This window comes from Prevotella sp. HJM029, from assembly GCF_000599605.1.
GTDB lineage: Bacteria > Bacteroidota > Bacteroidia > Bacteroidales > Bacteroidaceae > Prevotella.
In genome coordinates, this window is record NZ_KK082667.1 from 46,918 (window position 1) to 69,121 (window position 22,204).

15 protein-coding genes and 2 tRNA genes are annotated in these 22,204 nt (G+C 44.1%); 12 read left to right on the top strand and 5 right to left on the bottom strand.

The genetic code is table 11. The annotated features are described in order from the left end of the window. Positions 1 to 59 precede the first annotated feature (59 nt). Complete coding sequence (locus X919_RS0108645; protein WP_028899767.1) at positions 60 to 1,304, bottom strand: site-specific integrase; 1,245 nt, start codon at positions 1,302 to 1,304, stop codon at positions 60 to 62. A 348-nt stretch (positions 1,305 to 1,652) separates the two neighbouring features. Here X919_RS0108645 and X919_RS0108650 point away from each other — a divergent pair, with 348 nt between their 5' ends. From X919_RS0108650 to X919_RS0108695, 10 genes are all read left to right on the top strand, one after another. Beyond that, entirely contained in the window at positions 1,653 to 3,143 is a 1,491-nt protein-coding gene (locus X919_RS0108650; protein WP_028899768.1) for a DUF6850 family outer membrane beta-barrel protein, read from the top strand. A 466-nt stretch (positions 3,144 to 3,609) separates the two neighbouring features. Continuing rightward, the gene (guaB, locus tag X919_RS0108655) at positions 3,610 to 5,094 is read left to right on the top strand and encodes an IMP dehydrogenase (protein ID WP_028899769.1); all 1,485 of its coding nucleotides are present in this window, start codon (positions 3,610 to 3,612) and stop codon (positions 5,092 to 5,094) included. Beyond that, positions 5,045 to 6,505: a peptidylprolyl isomerase gene (locus X919_RS0108660; protein ID WP_081759451.1), complete on the top strand. Its 1,461-nt coding sequence runs from the start codon at positions 5,045 to 5,047 to the stop codon at positions 6,503 to 6,505. The genes guaB and X919_RS0108660 overlap by 50 nt, the downstream gene beginning before the upstream one ends. A gap of 33 nt (positions 6,506 to 6,538) precedes the next feature. Continuing rightward, positions 6,539 to 7,978 (top strand): peptidylprolyl isomerase, encoded by a 1,440-nt coding sequence (locus X919_RS0108665; RefSeq protein ID WP_036917706.1) that lies wholly within the window; start codon positions 6,539 to 6,541, stop codon positions 7,976 to 7,978. Positions 7,979 to 7,998: 20 nt separating this feature from the next. Next, positions 7,999 to 9,645 carry an OstA-like protein gene (locus X919_RS0108670; RefSeq protein ID WP_028899772.1) on the top strand — a complete coding sequence of 549 codons (1,647 nt, stop codon included), beginning with the start codon at positions 7,999 to 8,001 and terminating at the stop codon, positions 9,643 to 9,645. Then, positions 9,645 to 9,932, top strand: coding sequence for a CCDC12/cwf18 family protein (locus X919_RS0108675; RefSeq protein WP_028899773.1), 288 nt, complete (start codon positions 9,645 to 9,647; stop codon positions 9,930 to 9,932). The genes X919_RS0108670 and X919_RS0108675 overlap by 1 nt, the downstream gene beginning before the upstream one ends. Further along, on the top strand, positions 9,929 to 11,761 hold the full coding sequence (gene mutL, locus X919_RS0108680; protein WP_028899774.1) for a DNA mismatch repair endonuclease MutL: 1,833 nt from the start codon (positions 9,929 to 9,931) through the stop codon (positions 11,759 to 11,761). Before X919_RS0108675 ends, mutL begins: the two co-directional genes overlap by 4 nt. Before the next feature lie 121 nt (positions 11,762 to 11,882). Further along, positions 11,883 to 13,058 carry an OmpA family protein gene (locus tag X919_RS0108685; RefSeq protein WP_028899775.1) on the top strand — a complete coding sequence of 392 codons (1,176 nt, stop codon included), beginning with the start codon at positions 11,883 to 11,885 and terminating at the stop codon, positions 13,056 to 13,058. A 148-nt stretch (positions 13,059 to 13,206) separates the two neighbouring features. Next, positions 13,207 to 13,281, top strand: a tRNA-Val gene (locus X919_RS0108690). Positions 13,282 to 13,496: 215 nt separating this feature from the next. Further along, a tRNA-Val gene (locus X919_RS0108695) sits at positions 13,497 to 13,571 on the top strand. A gap of 138 nt (positions 13,572 to 13,709) precedes the next feature. Here the strand turns inward: X919_RS0108695 and X919_RS0108700 are convergent. Genes X919_RS0108700 through dapF form a run of 3 tightly spaced genes read right to left on the bottom strand, consistent with a single transcriptional unit; the run spans position 13,710 to position 18,032 of the window. Next, a complete protein-coding gene (locus tag X919_RS0108700) occupies positions 13,710 to 15,899 on the bottom strand; it encodes a glutamine synthetase III family protein (protein WP_028899776.1) in 2,190 nt (729 codons plus the stop codon). Between the two features lie 13 nt (positions 15,900 to 15,912). After that, positions 15,913 to 17,160, bottom strand: a complete 1,248-nt coding sequence (locus tag X919_RS0108705; RefSeq protein WP_028899777.1) for an LL-diaminopimelate aminotransferase — start codon at positions 17,158 to 17,160, stop codon at positions 15,913 to 15,915. A 23-nt stretch (positions 17,161 to 17,183) separates the two neighbouring features. Further along, complete coding sequence (dapF, locus tag X919_RS0108710) at positions 17,184 to 18,032, bottom strand: diaminopimelate epimerase (RefSeq protein WP_028899778.1); 849 nt, start codon at positions 18,030 to 18,032, stop codon at positions 17,184 to 17,186. A 367-nt stretch (positions 18,033 to 18,399) separates the two neighbouring features. Here dapF and X919_RS0108715 point away from each other — a divergent pair, with 367 nt between their 5' ends. Together X919_RS0108715 and X919_RS0108720 are read left to right on the top strand one after the other, a co-directional pair. Then, on the top strand, positions 18,400 to 19,782 hold the full coding sequence (locus X919_RS0108715; protein ID WP_253270123.1) for a DUF6080 domain-containing protein: 1,383 nt from the start codon (positions 18,400 to 18,402) through the stop codon (positions 19,780 to 19,782). A 1-nt stretch (position 19,783) separates the two neighbouring features. Further along, complete coding sequence (locus X919_RS0108720) at positions 19,784 to 20,731, top strand: glycosyltransferase family 2 protein (protein WP_028899780.1); 948 nt, start codon at positions 19,784 to 19,786, stop codon at positions 20,729 to 20,731. Here X919_RS0108720 and X919_RS0108725 read toward each other — a convergent pair. Continuing rightward, on the bottom strand, positions 20,718 to 22,151 hold the full coding sequence (locus tag X919_RS0108725; protein WP_028899781.1) for a lipopolysaccharide biosynthesis protein: 1,434 nt from the start codon (positions 22,149 to 22,151) through the stop codon (positions 20,718 to 20,720). The two genes, X919_RS0108720 and X919_RS0108725, sit on opposite strands and share 14 nt — an antisense overlap. Positions 22,152 to 22,204 lie beyond the last annotated feature (53 nt).

The window sequence follows — 22,204 nt, forward strand, 5'->3', positions numbered from 1 at the left end:
CCTCCTTATAATATTATAGGTGTTGTATTCGGATATATCTATAAAAGGTATTGACATCATTACACGAAAGCCTCAGAGGTGACAAATTCACCAATATCAGCAAGTTTTTCAGATAGTACATTCATTTCCTTGTTCAGCTTCTCGTTGGTAATCTTGGCGTATATCTGTGTGCTGGAGATACATTTGTGCCCCAGTACGCTGCTGACAGACTCGATAGGCATGCCGTTGGAAAGGCATACCACCGTTGCCATCGTATGGCGCGCCATGTGCCAAGTAATGTGTTTGTGGATGCAGCATTTCTTCATGACGGTACGTAGTATCATTTTGCAGGAATTATAGGACAGAACGGGAAAGACACGCCCGTCGTCGCACAGGCCTTTATATTTCTTCATGATTTGAAGGGGAATGTCGAGCAGGCGGACGTTTGTTTCCACACCTGTCTTCTGTCGATGGGTATGTATCCACACGCTGCCGTCGAGCGGGTTGGACACGATATTTTCCTCCCGAAGGTTCTTCAGGTCTATGTAAGCTAATCCCGTGAAAGCACAGAAGAGGAACAGATCGCGGATGAATGTCCGCTTGAAGTTCATCTTCGGGGCGTTGATAAGCTGTCCGAGTTCCTCCTTGGTAAGGAATCCTTTTTCTGTTTCCTCTTTCGGCACACTGCAGTCAGGGAACGGATAACGCATCAACCAGCCGTTTTCCACCGCCCTGTGCAGCAGCATACGGACAGGACAGGAATATACCCAGACAGAGTTGCAATGCAGGTGTTTTTCTGCAAGCAGATAAGTCTCAAAATCGGTGATGAATGTTGGTTGAATTTCTTTTAGGGCGATGTCACTCACATGATAGCGTGATTGCAGGAAGTCCTTTAGGTGACTGTATACGGCATGGTATTTTGTCAACGTGCTCTTTGCTTTCATGCCACAGTCGACTTTCTTGGCATAATCTTCCATGAAGTGGTCATAAATCTTTATGAGTGTCTGGCAGCGGTATTCCAAGCCAAGGAAAGCATTCCTGACTTTCTCGGCCGTGACAAAGCTGTCGCGCTCCATGATTTCCTGATAATGCCTCGTGATACCTGCACGGAGTTTGTCGAGCATCCGGTTGACTTCCCGTGCCGTTACACTCTTACCAACCGCACGCCCACCCTTGACACCCCAGAGGTTCGGTTCGATGGATACCTTGCAGCTGAACTGTGCCTGCGTGCCGTCCACGGTGATGCGTCCCATGATAGGTGACGTACCGTCTTTCTTTACCTTGTCCTTCTTCAAATAGAAGATGACTGAAAATGTACTTCTCATTGCTTTTGTTCCTTTCGTTTGCAAAATTATTTACTGTGGAGCAGTTGTCCACTAAGCAAATCGAGGGGAACGCGGAATAAGAAACCGAAGGGTAGGAATTTTCAGCCTAACAGCCTATCTCAGAGCGAATTTCCTTGATTTTCCACCTTCTATCATCCCCCTTGCAGGGGTTACGAATAGGAGACGGAACGCTGTCACAGTTTGGCACAAAGACCGTACACGGTTGGCATTACGCTACTTCCAAAAGCCCTTTTAAGACTTTGATTGATAACGTTATCGCTACATTTTTCCGTTTTTCATATTTTATATGTACTTTTACGAAGCGAATAACCTGTTTTTCTTGCTAAGATGAAGCATTTTTTTCTGTTGTGGTTGATGTGTGGTTTAGGTTTGGGACAGTCAGTTTCAGCACAAACCAAGTTGCAAACACAGTTGTCGTTGCTCGATAACAAGGTATTTGGCGTGTACCAAAACCCTGCGTTGGCTGTTGGCCGATACGACAGTTCTTATGCCGAAGTGAAGACATCGCTCACTCATTTGCATGCCGACAAGGCTCTTGTGGCGCAGATGGGACATGCTTTCAGAGCCTTTCAATTTGATGCTTCGTCTTACCAATGGCTCGGTAGGAACGCTGTGGTGTGGGGAAATGCGAGTTATGACCATCGCCGCACACAAGATGTTCGCTGGAACGAGACGGCCGATTTCATGCAAGTCTATCCTTATGTCATCGCTGACACTTTGGGTGGGAAGATAGAACGAGAAGCCTATCAGTTCCATATGGGTTATGCACAGCAATTAAAATACTGGCGTTATGGCGTTGAGGCGGCCTATGAATCGGCGTTGAGCTATCGTGATACCGATCCGCGTCCACGCAATAACAGTCTGTTTGTCAATTTAAAAATAGGTGTGGCTCATCCGCTTGGCACACGCTATGATTTAGGTGCTTATGCCCTTTGGCAACGCTATTCACAAGAGCAGTCTATAGCTTTTATGAATCCTTTGGGTGCCATTACACTCTATCAGATGCAAGGACTCGGCATGCACTATTATCGGTTTGCTGGTGCTTTAAAAACAGCCTATTACACGGGGCACACTTTAGGCGTTGGATTGACGTTACAACCTCGTGGTGATGGGCTTTTGGCACAGGTGGAACTGTCACGACGTGTGCTACAAAAGCAGATGGATGATTTGCAAGATGCGCCCATCAACGACCTTACGGTGTGGACCATTTCGGGCGAGACGGCCTGGCGGTGGCAACATAGGTATGTGGCAATCTCAACTTCTTACAGCCGTCGTGATGGTGCCGAACGCATTTATGACAATGGGCTAACGGGCTACAAGCAATTGGCAATCAACTATCCTTTCCTCAGCCAAACGTTGCATTTGCGTGTCGAAGGGGCACAACAATGGCAGCTGCCGCAGTGCGAAGTGAATGTTGTGCCATCGGTTGGGCTGTTGGCTTTTCAGGAAACCTATGCTAATCCACAACGTGAAATGCAATTTGTCAATCTTTGCTTGGGTATGAAAGGACAGGCCATTAAGCGGTTTCGTCAAGGGTTTTTGACAGCGCAAGTTGGGTTGCAACGGCTGCAAAACATGCAAAAACGTTTGGTGTTGAACGATCGTCACCTCTTTGTTTATCCGCTATCCATGCTCCACGATAACTACAATGAACTCTCAGCGCACGCTTGGATGGGCGAAATCAGTGCACGCTACGACCTCTTTCTTCATAGCTCCTCGCTCAAAACATTATTCTTGCAAATGGTCTTGCAGCAGCAAAATCGCTCTACCTACCATCATGCAACTCATTTTCAGGTCGCAGTGGGAGTCACACTTTGACATCTTTTCCCAAGATAAGGTAAAGAAACTTGAGTGTGGGTGCTTGCATAGCTTATGCAAATTGCAAAACGAACGAAGTGGCGTTTGCATAGCTTATGCAAATGATAAATCGTGGAAAACAGCGTTTGCATAGCCTATGCAAATCGTAAATCGTGAAAAATAACGCTTGCATAGCCTATGCAAATGATAAAACGTAGAAAATAACGCTTGCATAACCTATGCAAATGATAAAATCCTTTTCTCTACACAAAACATCGATGGTTGTTCATAAGTGGTGTTGTTTAAGGAACAAAATAGTGTTGTGTGGTCATGCGTTTCGGTCGGCTAAAGGTGCTTTTGCTATTTAATTTGCACATCGTATTTCCTTAAATAGCCTTAATGGGTTTTAGAAAAATGGGGCAATGCGTGGCCACTTGCAGATTTATTGCTATATTTGCACGCAATAAATTTTTTTATACTTTTTCCTATGTCATCATTTGTTGCAGACAAAATTGCTATGGACGGTCTCACTTTCGACGACGTCCTTTTAATTCCAGCCTATTCAGAAGTGTTACCTAAAGAGGTAACGTTGCAAACGAAATTCACTCGCCACATCACACTCAATGTTCCCTTTGTGACAGCTGCTATGGATACTGTTACTGAGGCATCGATGGCTATTGCTATTGCACGCGAGGGCGGTATTGGTGTGATTCACAAAAATATGAGTATTGAAGAGCAGGCACACGAAGTGGCAATTGTGAAGCGTGCCGAGAATGGTATGATTTATGATCCTGTGACCATTCGTCGTGGAAAGCGTGTGAAGGACGCACTGGCCATCATGCACGAATACCACATTGGCGGTATTCCTGTGGTTGATGATGATAACCATTTGGTGGGCATTGTGACCAATCGTGATTTGCGTTTCGAGCGTCATATGGATAAGCTTATCGACGAAGTGATGACTCATGAAAATCTTGTCACAACGCATCAAACCACCGATTTGGCAGCCGCTGCACAGATATTGCAAGAAAATAAGATTGAAAAATTGCCAGTGGTAGATAAAAATAATCGGTTGGTGGGCTTGATTACTTATAAAGATATTACGAAGGCCAAAGATAAACCCATTGCTTGCAAAGACGAGAAAGGACGATTGCGTGTGGCTGCCGGAGTGGGTGTTACAGCCGATACGCTGGAACGTGCACAGGCATTAGTCGATGCAGGCGCCGATGCTATCGTCATTGATACGGCTCATGGGCACTCGAAAGGGGTTGTAGAGAAATTGCAACAAGTGAAAGCTGCCTTCCCCAACGTGGATGTTGTGGTGGGTAATGTGGCTACAGGCGCAGCTGCAAAATATCTGGTTGAGCATGGTGCTGACGCCATCAAGGTGGGTATTGGCCCTGGTTCTATTTGCACCACACGTGTGGTTGCAGGTGTGGGGGTGCCTCAGCTGAGCGCCGTTTATGATGTTTATTCGGTGTTGAAAGGTACGGGTGTTCCATTGATTGCCGATGGCGGATTGCGCTATTCGGGCGACATTGTGAAGGCTTTAGCTGCTGGTGGTAGCTGTGTGATGATTGGTTCACTCGTTGCTGGCACCGAAGAAAGTCCTGGTGAAACGATTATTTTCAATGGCCGTAAATTCAAAAGCTATCGCGGAATGGGCTCACTTGAGGCCATGGAACAAAAGAATGGCTCGCGCGATCGCTATTTCCAGGGCGATGTGAACGACGCTAAGAAGCTCGTACCAGAGGGTATTGCTGGCCGTGTGCCTTATAAAGGCACTGTGCAAGAGGTGATTTATCAGCTCATTGGAGGTTTGCGTTCGGGTATGGGCTATTGTGGAGCAGCCTCGATTGAGGCGCTCAATCAAGCACGTTTTGTGCGCATCACCAATGCGGGTGTGTTAGAAAGCCATCCCCATGATATTGCCATCACAAGTGAAGCGCCCAACTATTCGCGCCCAGAGTAACGAGCTTATGTTGATTGAAAAGTCCATCATCCTTTTCGTGGCCATGCTTCTTTCGGGGAGCATGGCTTTTGGTCAATCGGCCGATGCAGTGGTGATGACTATCAATGAACAGCCGGTTCGGGTGACCACCTGGCAGCGCTATTGCCAAAAGCAACGGCAGCAGGCGCAGCTTGAACAGCCCTCGTTGAAGACTTTGCGTCAACGGTTTATTGATTTTCAATTGATGTTAGCGGCAGCACGTGAGGCACGGTTAGACACCTTGCCCACCATTCGTGAACCGATGGCATCTGCTGAAGAATTGTCTTGTGTGGGCACACAGCCAGTTGATGCGTCGATAGAGACCGAAGCTTTACAGCTTTATCAACGGCGAAAGCAGCGTGTGGATGCTGCAGGTGGTATGACACAGGTGCAGGCCTTGCTTGTAAAATTGCCACAACAAGCCTCCAAGCGCGAAGAGCAGCAAGCCAAATTGTTGGCTGATTCCATTGCTACAGCGCTGAAACAAGGAGCTGATGCCACTCTTTTCTTAGCGCGCTATGCCGACGATATCGATGCTACGAAGCACCAAGAACAGGGTGTTTGGCTTTCTTTGGGCGAGGCCTTGTCTGAGTTTGAAACCCAGATGCAGCAGCAACCGATTGGCACATGGGGCGATGTTTTCGTTTCTCCAGCGGGCTATCATATTTTAAAGGTTATGGCACGCCAGCCTTATTTTGCCTACGAAGAAGTGCGCAATGGACTGGTGAAGCTCGTTTCTCAACGCCGTTTACGCCGACAATTGCGCGCTATGCAACAGGACTCACAGGCTACATTGAAAAAAGATAGCACAGCCAATGTTGCTGCTTCCACGATAATACCCGCTGCTACATTGCAAGATTTTCGCGATGAACTCATGGTGTTGGCTGTGTTGCAACGTGAGGTTTGGCAGAAACATCCTGGCACCACAGCCGAATGGGAGCACTTCTTTGCGCAAAACAAAAAGCGCTATCGGTGGACTTCACCACGCTTCCAAGGTGTGGTTTGCTATGCCGCAACAGCAAAAGACTTGGTACAAGCGAAGAAAAGCATTCGCAAACAGCCTATTACAGACTGGAAAAAGAGCATCGAAGCTACGCTAAACACCGACAGTACGAAGCGTGTGCAAGTGACAGATGGTTGGTTTATGCAGGGTAAGAATGCGGCTGTCGACCATGCCATTTTCAAACAAGGTCGTGATGACAAGGCACCAACCAACTATCCCTTTGTGGGTGTTTGGGGCAAGAAATTTAAGGCTCCCCCCTCATTCCTTGACGCATTGATGTGGGTGCAGATGGATTATAAGGAACAACAGCAACAAACCTGGCTGATGCAATTGCGCCAGAAATATGTCGTTAAAGTCAACGATGCCCTATTAGAAGAAACAGGTAAATAACGAAATAATAAAAATAAGCATATCGAAAAAGCAATGAAGAATAAAGGAGCAAAATATATGGTTGGCTTCATGGGCACTCTATTGTTAATAGGTGTTTCGGCTAATGCACAGCAACAAGCACAACAAAATCGCTCGAAGGCTGATAGCGTGGTAACCAAAAAGGTTGATATCCCCGAACATAGCATTGTCGATGAAGTGATTTGGGTGGTGGGAGATGAGCCTATCTTGAAGTCTGATGTAGAGCAAATGCGCCTGCAAGGCGAAATGGAAGGCATAAAATGGAGTGGTAATCCCGATTGTGCTATTCCTGAACAGATTGCTGTTCAGAAACTCTTTTTGCATCAAGCAGCCATTGACTCTCTTGATGTTACGGAGTCAGAAATAGCACAAACCGTAGAGAGGCAGATTAATTTATGGATTAATTCAGCTGGCTCACGTGAGAAATTAGAAGAATATCAGGGCAAGAGCATCTCGCAGATTCGTAGCGATTTGCACGACGATGTGAAGAATAACCGCCTTATTCAGAAGATGAAACAAAAGCTTATGGCCAATGTTTCGGTCACACCAGCTGATGTACGCCAATACTTTCAAAATCTTCCTGAAGACAGTATCCCATTTATTCCGACAGAAGTTGAAGTGGAAATATTGGTGCGCAAACCTCGTATTCCACAAACCGAGATAAACCGTGTCAAGGATCAATTGCGCAGTTTTACTGATCGTGTGAATAAAGGTGAAACTTCATTCAGCACGTTAGCACGTCTCTATTCCGAAGATCCAGGTTCGGCTCGACAAGGAGGTGAGATGGATTATATTGGGCGTGGCTCCTTGGATCCTGCCTTTGCGAGCGTAGCTTTCAATCTCACTGACCCTAAGAAAATCTCAAAGATTGTAGAATCTGAGTTTGGCTATCACATCATCCAATTGGTAGATAAGCGGGGAGACCGCATCAAAGTGCGTCATATTTTACTGAAACCCAAAGTCACCGATGATGAAATCAAGCAGGCTATGGGGCGTCTTGATTCCATCACAACAGATATTAAAGCAGGAAAATTCTCATTCGAAGATGCTTGTTCCGTGCTCTCTGAGGATAAAGATACGCGCAATAACCATGGACTTATGGCCTATTATGACCCACAAAGTGAAAAAGTTACATCGCGCATTCAAATGAAGAACCTGCCTTCAGAAGTAGCTGCTGAAGTTGAAAAAATGAAGGTTGGCGAAATTTCTACTCCCTTTAAAATGGTTGATAGCAGGGGGAAAACAGTGGTTGCAGTTGTGAAATTAGTCAATAGAGTTCTTGGCCATCGCGCTAAGATTACCGAAGATTTCCAAGCGATGCAAGCCATTGTGCAGCAAAAAGCCAGTGAGAAAAAATTACACGACTGGGTGGTGAAGAAGATTAAAGACACCTATATCCGTATGGATGATCGCTATAAGAATTGTGATTTTGAATACGAAGGTTGGGTGAAATAGTGATGAATAGCCGGCGGTTGATGATACAAAATAATAAGTGTAGCATGATTCTTGGGATGATGCTATGCTTATTATGGTGCTTTCTCCCTTTAAAGAGCTATGCGGATGGCACTAAGAAGCCTACCGAAAAGCCTGGCGATCGTGTGTTTTTAATACATGCCGACGAACTGAGGTACGACCAGTTTGGTCCCGTTCCTGATGCTCAAATCGTGAAAGGGCGTGTGCAATTTCAACACAATGGTGCCACATTATGGTGTGACAGTGCCTATTTTTATCAGCAATCCAATTCAGTAAAAGCCTTTGGCCATGTGCGTTATGTACAAGGAAAAGGACTCTCCATGACAGCAGAGCGTGCAGCTTATGATGGTATGCGACAGTTGTTACAGGCACGAAAGAATGTTGTTTTGCGACATGGGCGTCAAACACTCTATACAGACAGTTTAGATTACGACCGTTTTAACGATTATGCCTACTTCTTTGAAGGTGGAAGATTGGTGGATGGCAAAGACCGTTTGGTGTCAGATTGGGGCGATTATAATACCAAAACACGTGAAGCCACCTTTTGGTATAACGTGAAAATGCATAATGGTAAGAGTTTTGTCACAACCGATGAACTGCATTATGACACGAAGACTTCATTGGCACATGTCGTTGGACCAAGTAAAATTGTGCAGGAAGGTAGTGTGGTGACCACTCAAGATGGCTATTTCAACAACAAAACCGATAAAACCGAGCTCTTCGGGCGCTCAACAGTGTCGGATAAAGAAAAAGATATTACGGGTGATAGCCTCTATTATAGCAAGAAAACTGGGTTGGCACGAGGTATAGGAAATGTGATTTATGTGGATAAACGACATAAAAATCAACTCTTAGCTCATCGTCTTTCTTACAACGAAAAAACGGGTTATGGTTTTGCCACAGGGCGTGCATTGGCTAAGGATTATTCGCAAGGTGATACCCTTTTTCTGCATGCCGACTCAATGAAAATCTATACTTTCCACATTAATACCGATTCAGTGTATCGAAAGGTGCACTGCTTCCACCATGTAAAAGCCTATCGAAGCGATGTCCAAGCCATTTGCGATTCGTTGGTCATGAATAGTAAAGACTCGTGTATGACGATGTATCGCGACCCAATAGTGTGGAATGCCAATCGTCAAATTCTAGGTGAAGTGATTAAAGTTTATTTCCAGGATAGCACTATTCGCGAAGCACAGGTCATCCATCAAGCATTGAGTGTGGAGCGAGTTCCCGATAAACAGCATTACAACCAGCTGTCTGCTCGACAAATAAACACTTATTTCGTAGAAGGAAAAGTGCGCCGGATGATAGCCTTTGGCAATGTGAAAACCATTTTTTATCCTGTCGATGAGAAAGATTCTACGCTGCAAGGCCATCTCTATATGGAAACCGACACACTTAAAATGTTTCTTTCTGCCGACCGAAAGTTAGAGAAAATGTGGACACCGAAGAACACAGGTGTGATGTATCCGATGACACAAATTCCTCCAACGAAGCTTAAGTTGTCAGAATTTGCCTGGTTCGAGCAGTTGCGCCCCACCAATCCTCAGGATGTTTTTGTGTGGAGAGGCAAAGCGGCCAACGCCGTTTTAAAAGCTGTTCCACGCCGCGCGGCTCCCTTACAACAGTTTAAAGACACGCCATAATGGGATTTTTTCGTCAGCCCACACCGCGTCGTTTCCACCATCCATATATCTATGTGGATGAACGGAAGGAACGCTTGAAGCAATTGGTAGAGCAGGCTCGCAAAAAGCAGGCGGTGAATCCCTCTGAAGAAGCATGCAAAGAGACCTTGAGAGAAGCCTTTCGACAAGCTACACCCCACACCACACGTCATCAAAAATCACCTGTAAGAGGATTTTTTTTCGTGCAGATTGCAGCGGTATTGTTGCTGATAGCGGTGTTTTATTATTTAGTATTTGTACGCGCATGAGTGATATAATCCAACTTTTACCCGACTCCGTCGCCAACCAAATTGCTGCAGGAGAGGTGATACAACGCCCTGCATCGGTCATCAAAGAACTTGTAGAGAACGCCGTAGATGCTGGTGCCGAGTCAATAGATGTGTTGGTTGTTGATGCCGGAAAGACAAAGATTCAGGTCATTGACGACGGGAAAGGTATGTCGGACACTGATGCCCGGTTAGCTTTTGAGCGCCATGCCACCTCTAAAATTCGTCAGGCCGACGATCTCTTTGCCTTACAAACGATGGGCTTTCGTGGTGAGGCATTGGCCTCTATTGCTGCTGTAGCGCAGGTAGAACTTAGGACGAAGTTGGAGCATGAAGAAATAGGTACACATCTTTCTATTGCTGGTGGAAAGGTTATAGCGCAAGAACCTTGTTCGGGTGTGCGTGGGAGTAACTTCTCGGTTGAGAATCTCTTCTATAACGTCCCTGCACGAAGAAAATTCTTAAAGTCAAATACAACCGAACTCAATAATATCATCACAGCCTTTGAGCGCATAGCATTGGTTTATCCCGACATCAACTTCACACTGCGCAATGGCACCACACTTTTGTTTGATTTGCGAGCAGGTGTTCCGCGCCAGCGCATCATCGACATCTTCGGTAAACGGCTTAACCAAGACCTTTTGCCTCTAAACATTGATACGGTGATGTGTAAAGTTACAGGTTTTGTGGGTAAGCCACAGGCAGCACGCAAGAAAGGGGCACACCAATATTTCTTTGTTAATGGGCGCTATATGAAGCATCCCTACTTTAATAGAGCGGTGATGGAGGCTTATCAACGGCTTATTCCTGTGGGTGAGCAGGTGCCTTATTTCCTTTATTTTGATGTGAATCCTGGTGATATTGATGTGAACATCCATCCCACAAAAACCGAAATAAAATTCGAAAATGAGCAGGCTATTTGGCAAATTTTGTCGGCTGCCGTTAAAGATGCCCTCAGCATGTTTAACGATGTTCCTGCCATCGATTTCGATACCAATGGACGTCCAGATATACCTGTGTTTGATACAGAGCAAGATGCTCCAGCTCCTACACTGCAATATAATCCCAGCTATAATCCTTTTCGCAACTCTTCGCCCAGCTATCAGCCAAAAAAGCCTGTAGAAAAGTGGGACGAACTCTATACCAAAGTGGACCATCTTGACGAGCAAAATGCCTCACTTTTCCCCACAAAAGCGGATGAATTTCCAACAAAAAGCAATGCTTTTGAGAATGAGATGCTCACGGCTCATGGTCCAAACCATTATCAATATAAAGGGAAATATATTGTAACAGCGGTAAAATCAGGCCTCATGCTCATCGATCAGCATCGGGCACATGTGCGCATTTTACATGACGAATATTTAGCAAAGTTAGACCAGCGCGAAGGCCTTGCACAAAAGATGTTGTTCCCAGAAAATGTGCAATTAACAGCCACCGAGGCATTGATATTGGCGAAAATCATGCCCGAAATGCAGAAGTTAGGATTTGAAATCACGTCAATGGGGGGCATGACGTATGCTATTCTGGCTGTCCCTGCGCATTTAGAAGGAGTGAAAGTCGATGAATTACTGCATGACATGCTGGCTTCTGCACAGGAGAAGGCCACACAGATGGGGAGTGAAACCAACTCAGCGTTGGCCTTGGTCATGGCACATAAAGCTGCTATTCCTGTAGGACAAGCTTTGAGGAATGAGGAGATGGATAACCTCTTTAATCAGCTTTTCACCTCGACTAATCCCAATTATACACCTGATGGTAAAAATATCCTAACTATTTTGCCGCAAGAGGATATTGAAAAGCTCTTTCATTAGAAAATAATGAAAAAAATAAAGGATAGGAAAAAAAATACACTTATCTTTGCAGTGTCAAACGAATTACAACGCTGACGACTAATTAGGATAAAAATTTTATAGATCATATTAATTTAACAAAATGAAGAAAGTTATTTTAGGCTTAGCTTTGGCAAGCCTCTCGGTGGGTGCTTTTGCGCAAAATAGTGATCCTACGCTAAAGCATAGTGTTTCAACAAACTCTTTTTGGAGTAACTGGTTTATTCAGGTTGGTGGTGATTATAATATTTGGTATTCTGACCAAGAGCATGGTCGTGGCTTAGATAATGGTGGTGCTTACGACTTTTTCTCTAAGAACCGCAGGACCTTTGGCGCTTCTGTTGCTTTCGGGAAATGGTTCACACCAGGCATTGGTTTGCGCACTAAAGGGCAGGCATGGCAAGCCAAAACCATCGGTCCAGCAACGATAGAAAAGACCCATTTTTGGAGTATTAATGAGCAAGTGATGTTTAATCTAAGTAATTTGCTGTTGGGCTACAATCCTAATCGGGTTTGGAATCTAACCCCATTCATTGGTGCTGGTGTAGCCAGAAATACCACTGTCAACGAATATTCTATGGTGTTGGGTGCTGGTCTGAATTCATCTTGGCAGCTTTGTCGTCATGTAAACCTCTACCTTGAGGCTGGTTTCAATCGCATGGAGGCTGATTTTGATGGCCACACGGCTGTTGCTTCTCCAAGTCATAAGCACGATCGTTTCTGGGAAAGCAAAGATAACCATCTCTATGCTGAGGTGGGTTTGACATTCAACTTGGGTAAGGCATCGTGGAATAAGACTCCTGATGTTGAGGCTATCAAAGCAATGTCACAATCGCAAATCGATGCCCTCAATGCACAGCTGAACGATTTAAATGCTGAAAATGCACAATTGCGTAAAGACTTAGCAGCTAAACCTAAAGTGCAAAAGGAGGTGATGACGAAGAGCGTTACAGAATTTATCAACACCCCAATCTCGGTATTCTTCAATATTGGTAAGATTGATGTTGCTTCATTAAAGGACTTGGTTAACGTGCGTGCCCTTGCAAAATATGCTGTAGAAAACAACTGCAATTTGCTGGTTACAGGCTATGCTGATGCTGCAACAGGCTCTGCTGCCATCAATCAAAAGCTGTCTGCTGACCGCGCAAACACCGTTGTTGACGAGTTAGTGAAGATGGGTGTTGACCGCTCGAAGATTAGAACTGCAGCTGGTGGTGGTGTAAACACACTCGAAATTGTTGACTACAACCGCCGTGCAACCGTGCAGATTGTGGAATAAGACTGAAAGTATAGACGTCTAAAGCTATACTTTGATAATGGTACTATGGCTTCAATCCTTAATTTGGATTGAGGCTTTTATTTTTCTCTTTGATTTATTTGTGGCATTCAAATAATTTGTTTACTTTTGCAATCGCTTATGCAAGCAAGGGCGTTTAGCTCAGCTGGTTTAGAGCATCTGCCTTACAAGCAGAGGGTCGGCGGTTCGAATCCGTCAACGCCCACTGGGGTGTTTCCCTGTAGTCTTTCGGGATTGCAGGGATTTTTTTTATTCTATTCCTTTCATTTTCGGGGTGAACCTTCATTTATTCATTTGATGTCCTCAGCCCAACGATATAGGATTGATAGCCGATAGCTATTAAAAAAATGTAAAAACACAAATGATAATTTGGATAGTTAACAACTATTGCTTACTTTTGCACTCGCTTTACGAAAGTAAGGGCGTTTAGCTCAGCTGGTTTAGAGCATCTGCCTTACAAGCAGAGGGTCGGCGGTTCGAATCCGTCAACGCCCACTTTAATAAAAAAGGGATTTGAATCACGTTCAAATCCCTTTTTTGTTATCGAGTAAATACTTAGTTTCGACTCCACTTTGAGTTCTAAGTTGCGCTATAAAAGCACATCCTTTTTACTGTAATAGTTGTTCTATGAGGTTATCGAATAAACAATAATTCCCGGTATTTGGGGAGAGTCCACAGCTCATCACTCACGATAAGCTCTAATTTGTCCACTTGATAGCGAATGGCACTAAGCTTAGAAGCCACTGTGTCGTGATAGACAATGGCACGCGAACGGCTATTTACAACCTTGTTGGCAACCTTGCGTGCAGTAATCAATTCTTCGACTCCACTCTCAATCAGTTGTGTTCTGTCGGCTATCTCACGAATAATTTTGAGGTTGCGTTGTGTGAGTTTTTCGCCTTCTTCTCGGCCAAAAATCTCAAACATGCTTTGTACATTTTTAGCCAATTGACTCTGATAATGTGTAGCAACTGGTACAATATGGTTCATTACCAAGTCTCCCATGACGCGTGCTTCAATCTGAATCTTTTTGGTATAGGTCTCCCATTTTACCTCATTACGGGCTTGGAGCTCATTTTCCTTCATAACTCCCATCGACTCAAACATGGTCACACTCTCAGGCATCAGATAGCTATCAAAACAGTGGGGACAAGACGATTCGCAATCTAATCCACGCTTCTTAGCTTCCTTCTTCCACTCATCGCTATAGCCATTGCCATCAAAACGAATCGGTTTGCAGGTCTTGATATCTTCTCGGATAACATCGATAATAGCACCTGTAGTATCTTCTCCCTTTGCAATCAGTGCGTCTACACGCTGCTTAAATAGCGTGAGTGCCTCAGCGACAGCCGTGTTAAGCACAATCATCGCGCTGGCACAGTTGGCTTTACTACCCACAGCACGGAACTCAAAGCGGTTGCCTGTGAAAGCAAAAGGAGAGGTGCGGTTACGATCTGTATTATCAATGAGTAGCTCAGGAATCTCAGGTATATCGAGCTTCATACCTTTTTTCCCAGCGACAATAAATAAATCTTTCTTGTCGGCCAATTCAATATGGTTAAGTAAATCAGTGAGCTGTTTACCCAAAAAAGATGAGATGATGGCTGGAGGTGCCTCATTAGCCCCCAAACGATGGTCGTTTGTAGCGCTCATCACGCTGGCTTTTAGTAGACCATTGTGCTTGTAAACAGCCATTAAGGTCTCTACAATAAACACCACAAACCGTAGGTTTTCTTCAGCTGTCTTACCCGATTTATGCAATAAAATGCCCGTGTCGGTTGTCAAGCTCCAGTTGTTATGCTTGCCACTTCCATTGATTCCTGCAAAAGGTTTCTCATGCAGGAGTAAACGAAAACCATGGTGTTTGGCCACACGTTCCATCAAACTCATCAGCAACATGTTGTGGTCTACAGCCAAATTGCATTCTTCGTAGATGGGTGCTAATTCGAATTGTCCAGGGGCAACCTCATTATGTCGGGTTTTACAAGGTATGCCTAATTCCATAGCTTGGCACTCTAAATCTTGCATAAAGGCCTGGACACGCTCAGGAATAGTACCAAAATAGTGGTCGTCCATTTGCTGGTTCTTGGCCGAATCGTGCCCCATCAACGTGCGACCTGTCAACATTAGATCGGGGCGTGCATAGTACAAATCTTCATCAACCAAGAAATATTCTTGCTCCCAACCTAAGTTTACAGTCACCTTTTTTACATCCTTATTGAAATAGTGACACACAGCTGTAGCTGCCAAATTGATGGCATGCAGCGAACGAAGCAAAGGATATTTATAGTCTAATGCTTCACCTGTATAGGCAATAAAGATTGTGGGAATGCATAAGGTGTCATCGATGATGAACACAGGCGATGTGGGATCCCATGCACTATAGCCACGTGCTTCAAACGTATTGCGTATTCCTCCATTGGGAAAGGAAGAAGCATCAGGTTCTTGTTGTACCAACAATTTTCCTGAAAATTCCTCTAACACACCGCCTTTACCATCATGTTCGATAAAAGCATCATGTTTCTCGGCCGTACCTTCTGTTAAGGGTTGAAACCAATGTGTGTAGTGTGTTACCCCCATGTCCATAGCCCATTGTTTCATTCCTTCGGCTACAGCATCAGCAATGGAGCGATCTAAGCGCTCTCCGTCATCTATCACATGACAGAGTTTCTCATACACATCAATAGGCAAATACTGATACATCTTTTCACGATTGAAAACGTATTTGCCAAAGTAGGCCGATGGGCGTTGTTTGCGAGTGCCCATTTTTATGGGCTGTTTGTGTGAAGCAGCCTCTACAGCTTCAAACCTTAAATTAGTCATATTGCTCGTCCTTTTAGTTCAATGGCACATTGTTTTTAGTCCATGCTGTGATTCTTTCCATCGCTTCGGTACAGTCTTCATGGTCGCCAAAGGCTGTAAAACGAATATAACCTTCACCACTTGGACCGAAACCTACACCTGGAGTGCATACCAAAGCGGCACCCTCTAACAACCGATGGAAGAAGGTCCAGCTATCAATGCCATTTGGTGTCTTCACCCAAAGATAAGGAGCATGCTCACCACCAAATACCGTATATCCCAAAGTTTGTAAGGTTTTTCTCATACGTGTGGCATTCTCCATATAATAGTCGATGGTTTCTTGCACTTGTTTCTTACCTGCTTCGGTATAGATTGCCGCAGCAGCACGTTGGCTGATATAGCTCGTTCCATTGAACTTTGTGCACTGTCGTCTATCCCAAAGGGCATTTAAGAATACTCTTTTTCCAGTACTATCGTCCACTGAAACTTCCTTAGGAACGATGGTATATCCACAACGTACGCCAGTAAACCCAGCTGTTTTCGAATAGCTTCTGAACTCTATAGCTACAGCTTTAGCACCAGGAATCTCATAGATAGAACGTGGAATTTCAGCATCACGAATATAAGCTTGGTATGCAGCATCATATAGAATGATGGCATCATGCTGCTGTGCATATTCCACCCAGCGCTGCAATTCATGTTTCGAAAGCACCGTCCCTGTGGGATTATTGGGATAACATAGGTAGATAAGATCAACCTTTCCTGTTGGTAGTTGGGGAACAAAATGATTCTCTATTGTGCAGGGAAGATAGGTTACTTCAGTCCATTTGCCATCTGCATATACACCAGTCCGACCACTCATTGCATTGGAATCGATATAAACTGGGTACACAGGATCGGTGACAGCGACGCTATTTTCACGTGCAAAAAGTTCTTGGAAATTACCCGTATCACTCTTGGCGCCATCATTAACAAATACCTCTTCTGGGTCTAAGACTATACCCCGGGGTGCGTAATCATTAGCGATAATGGCTTCACGCAGGAAACTATAGCCGCGTTCTGGACCATAACCACGAAACTTATCGTGTTGGCCCATTTCGTCAGTAGCGTGATGAAGCGCATCAATAACGGCGGGGCAGAGGGGACGTGTAACGTCGCCTATTCCCAAACTAATCACCCGTTGTTGTGGATGGGCAGCTTTGAAGGCTGCCACTTGCTTAGCAACCTCAGCAAAAAGATAATTGCCAGGAAGTTTTAAAAATTGCTCATTTACTTTTGCCATATCTTTATTTTTTATGTTGTTCGTTATTCTTGCGGCAGTGTAATCTCGCCTTCGAAAACAAAAGCAGCAGGACCAGTCATATAAATATGATGGTCATCGCGATGCCATTCAATGTGAAGTGTTCCACCATCCATCACAACATCTGCAGCATGTTCAATACGCTTTGTGCGTGATGCCGCAGCAACAGTGGCACAAGCACCTGTTCCACATGCCATCGTAATGCCACTCCCGCGCTCCCAGACACGTGTCCTCAATTGACCGGGTGCTGTTAATTGTGCAAATTCAATGTTACAACGCTGTGGGAAAGCTGCATCATGTTCCAATCGTTGGCCGTGAAAAGCGATGTCTATGGCTTCAATATCATCTACAAATATGACATAGTGTGGATTGCCCATTGATACGAAAACGCCTTCTTTTGCGCCAGGAATGCCTGTTAAGGAAGGTGTAATACCTGTAAATTGTTCTGCAACATCAAAAGAAGGAGTCAACATATCGACAGTAACTTTCTCGACTTGATGCTGTGCATTCAAGGTGAGATGGAGCACCTTGATACCAGACAAAGTTTCTAAGCGGATAGTTGTTTTTTCGGTCAACCCTTTTTCATAGAGATATTTTCCAATGCATCTACTGGCATTACCACACATCATTGCTTCCGAACCATCAGCGTTAAAAATGCGCATGGAGTAGTCGGCTTCTGCCTCATTCTGTGCACGATTAATTAACACTAAACCATCGCTTCCTATGCCAAAATGTGGTGCACTCCATCGTTTTGCAGCCAATTCGGGGTTGGGTATAACATATTTTTGCAAATCAACATAAATATAGTCGTTGCCAGCTCCGTGCATTTTTGTAAAATGGATGTTATCTTTCATATCCTAATTTTGAATGAATTCTACGATTTTTCAATTCTTTTTCTGAGCGATTCCTCTTATTATAAGGTGAATAGTAGATACTAATACTTCTTATTGAAATAATCTAACTACTACAAAGATAACGATTTTAGCAGCAACGTCCAACGCTTTTGCTAAGAACTATATTGTTTTTTTAAGAAAAATAGCAAAAGTGTTAAAAGTATTATTAAAAGTGAAGTGTCCATCTTTTTATTCTTAAAATTTTTAAATATAAACGTAAGAGTACTGCGCCATCTCACGACTTCCTAACTACTTCATGCTGTAAATCATGTATTCTCGCAGGTTCTATCAAATTTATTGCGTAACTTTGTAACTTTGAAATCCTTTCATGATGAAAGCAATATTGAAATTATTCTCCATTAAAAAAGATGAGCGCTGGGCAGCTTTGGTACTAACTTGCTACCTTGTTGTGCTCAATGTGCTCGCTATCCAGCAATATCTTGAAGAATTTACGTGTAGTGGGCATATCGGTTTTTATTCACTTTTTTTTCAATCTTTCCATCTTTCGGGTTTCGATCCTTTCACTTATGTAATCCTTTCAGAGTGGCGTTCGCTTTATGTTTTGTCGCGTCATCCCCTGTTAGCGCTATTCATCTATCCGCTTTATGCATTTAATTCATGTCTCATGGAGCTGACAGGTGTCAACTGTGCAATATTCATTTGGGGGGTAGTTTTAGTTGTGCTTGGAACTTATTCCTTTTTATTTTTAAAGAGAATCTTGCATGAAGTTGTAGGTTGTGACCGTCGAGATTGTTGGCTGTTGGTGGCATTTTTTGCATCTTTTGGCTATATTATGTTGTCGTTGGTTGCCCCCGATCATTTTGCACTCTCCCTGTTTCTCTTATTGCTTACGCTCTATGTTTGTGGCAAGGTGTTGGTTTGTCCGTACATAAAAATCAGCGATTGGCGCATGGCGTTTCTCTTGTTTTTGGCAACGGGCATCACTACAACGAACGCTTTTAAGATCGTACTTGCACAATGGTTCATGCGTGGTCGTAAATTCTTTCAACCAAGATCGTTTCTCATCAGCGTTATTTTGCCGTTACTCTTTGTTGGAAGTGGCTATGTCCTGGTGAATGAATATATCCAAAAACCTGAGCAAGAGCGACGGGAACGTAGCATAGCACAGCGCATGGAACGTGATGCATCGTTTAAGAAAAAGTTAGAGCTTTCGCATGCCTCCGCAAAGAAACGCCATGCGAGGGGGATTTCAGATGGCGAAAATTTATATTGGGTCGACTTGCATTTGTCACGTCCCCGTTCTATCATAGAGAATTTCTTTGGCGAATCTCTCCTCTTCCATGCCGATCATTTATTCGAAGATGTCAATGTCAGTCGTCCCATATTTGTCAGCTATCGCCAGCAATGGTGTTATAGTGTGGTGTATATTGTGTTTGCTCTCTTGATATGGGGTAGCATTATTGCATTAAAAAATCGTTTCATGCAGCTGTGTCTTTCTTGGTTGGGTTGTGATGTCCTCTTACATCTTTGCTTAGGCTTTGGTCTCACCGAAGTTTATATCATGACGGCACATTGGGCATTTGTCATCCCCATTGCACTTGGTTTCTTATGTGTAAGATTGCAACAGCAGGCTAAAGGCTGGTTTACTTGTCAGGCAGTCTCTGCGTTTCGTTTATTGATAGGTAGCTGCACATTGCTGTTCTTAGCCCATAATTTACACTTATTTGTCACCTTCATGCTTCAAAAGTGATATGCAGAAAGTCTCCATTTTAGTTCCTGTTTATGGCGTCTCAGCCTATATAGAAGTGTGTGCACACAGTCTCTTTTCACAGACTTATGGCAATCTTGAATTTATCTTTGTAGATGATTGCAGTCCCGATGATAGCATCTCACGCCTTCAAAAAGTGCTTCATGAGTACCCTATGCGCCAACAGCAAGTGCGCATCATCCATCATACAGAGAATAAAGGTTTAGGTGGTGCGCGTGAAACAGCCTTACAAGCTGCCACAGGTGAGGCTGTGATGGTTGTCGATAGTGATGATATGGTGCCACGCTATGCCGTAGAGCGATTGATGACAGCGTTAGAAAAAGAGCATTTAGATGTCGTTACAGGCAACTATAACCTTTATTATCAAGGCGAAGAAAAGCCCATTCAGGGGCAACTTTTCACTTCAAAACAGCAATTCTTGCGCAAGGTGTTATGCCAGAATTTAGTGAAGCACCAAGTTTGGGCACGTCTTTATCGTCGGCAATTTTTACAAGAGCAAGATATTCATTTTCACCCAGGAATTGATTATGGTGAAGACTATTCTGTCACACCTTGTGTGTTTTTTGCAGCGCATGCCGGCTGGATTCCAGATGTCGTTTATTGCTATCGCACCGACAATCTCAATTCCTATACGCATCAAATATCCGAAAAGAACTGGATCTCCAACATGAAATCGAACGGTGTGGTACAAGCCTTTTTCCGTCAACACGATGTAAAACACATTTACGCTCAAGCGCTTGATATGGGGCTTTTAAACCTCTATCGTGGAGCACTTGCTGCAGGTTTCTCCCCAGAAACCATTCAACAATATTGTCCTTTCTTGCCGATTAAGCGGCGCAATTGCCTATTCCTATATGCAATGATACATTTCCTTCCTCTGAAATGGGCAAATTTCATGTACTTAGTTTATCGCAGACTCAACGTCTTTTGATAAAAAGAAGCAACTCATCCATCATTTCTACATGCAACACCTTCATAATTGCGGCATAAAGCAATGTCGCGATGAGGATGCGGCAGATAAGTAATAGCAAAAGATGGTGTAGTGGGAGTGTCACGAAATAGGTTGTTGCCATCACCAATAGTGCAATACACAGCGTGGGCATAACGTCTTTTATCACTTCCCAAAACCGCAAACCAATGATGCGATGTGCGGTCCATTGCCAGACAAAAAGCCAAGCAATGGTGAACAACGTGTAAACCATCACCATAGTATTGATGCCGAGATGATAGAAGAAACCAATGATGACAAGTTGCAAAACGATTTGCGCAATGTTGCAAAACATGTAGAAATCCGAACGTCCATTACTAATTGCTATGTTTTGATAAAGCGTGTAAAAAGGAACAAAAGCACCACCAATACAGAGCATTTGCAACAAGGGAACAGCATCAATCCAACGCTTTCCGATGGTGAGTAGGATAAATTCATTTGAAATTATCGCTAAACCAAACATCGCAGGAAAGGATAGAAAGGCTGTGAAACGAAGCATTTTTCGAAACACACGCACCGAACGTCCGTGCTCTTCTTTCACTGAAGCCAGCACAGGTTGCGCCACCTGCCCCACGGCATTCGCCACAAATGCACTTGCCATCGTGTTCCATTTATAGGCTTGCGAATAGTCTCCGACGGCCTTTATGGGATACAACCGACCGAAAAGCAGCGTGAGAATGTTATTACTCAAGGTGTTGAGGATGTTGGTTATCAAAATCTTTACACTGAATCCAAACATTTTTCTTACGGGTTCGAAGGTGAAATGCCACGATGGTCGCCATGGGGTGTAGTAGTAACGGCCGATGTTGAGCACTGTAATATAAATGACTTGCTGCCACGCTAAACTCCAATAAGAAAAACCATAAAAGGCTAAGAGTGTGGCTACCCCGCCTGAACAAAGCAATGCTATTGCACCGATGATGGCCAATTCACGATTCATCATGTTCTTCGTCATATAAGCATTGTGGGCAATGCCAAATGAAGAAATGACGAAACTGAGAAATACAAAGCGCGAAACCTCTACCAAACAAGGCTGATGGAAGAACCGCGCAATGAGCGGAGCCGATAGGAATAGGAGCGCATAGAGCACGAAACTGGTGAGGGTGTTAAACCAAAACACGGCCGTATAGTCTTCGTTTCGTGGTGCTTTTAGGTTGACTAACGCCTGCGTAAAACCGCTACTTTGCAAGTTTCCTGCAATGAGTGTAAAGATAGATAGCACGCCAACAATGCCATATTCGGCGGGAGTGAGGAGCCTTCCGAGGAAAATACCAAAGATAAGATTTAGTAATTGTGTAGAACCGCTATTCAAAGCACCCCACAATAAGCCTTTCGCCGTTTTCTCTTTCAATCCGCCTTCCATACACAATGCTGTTTCTTTGCAAAATTACGACTATTTGATAGAAAATCAAAAGA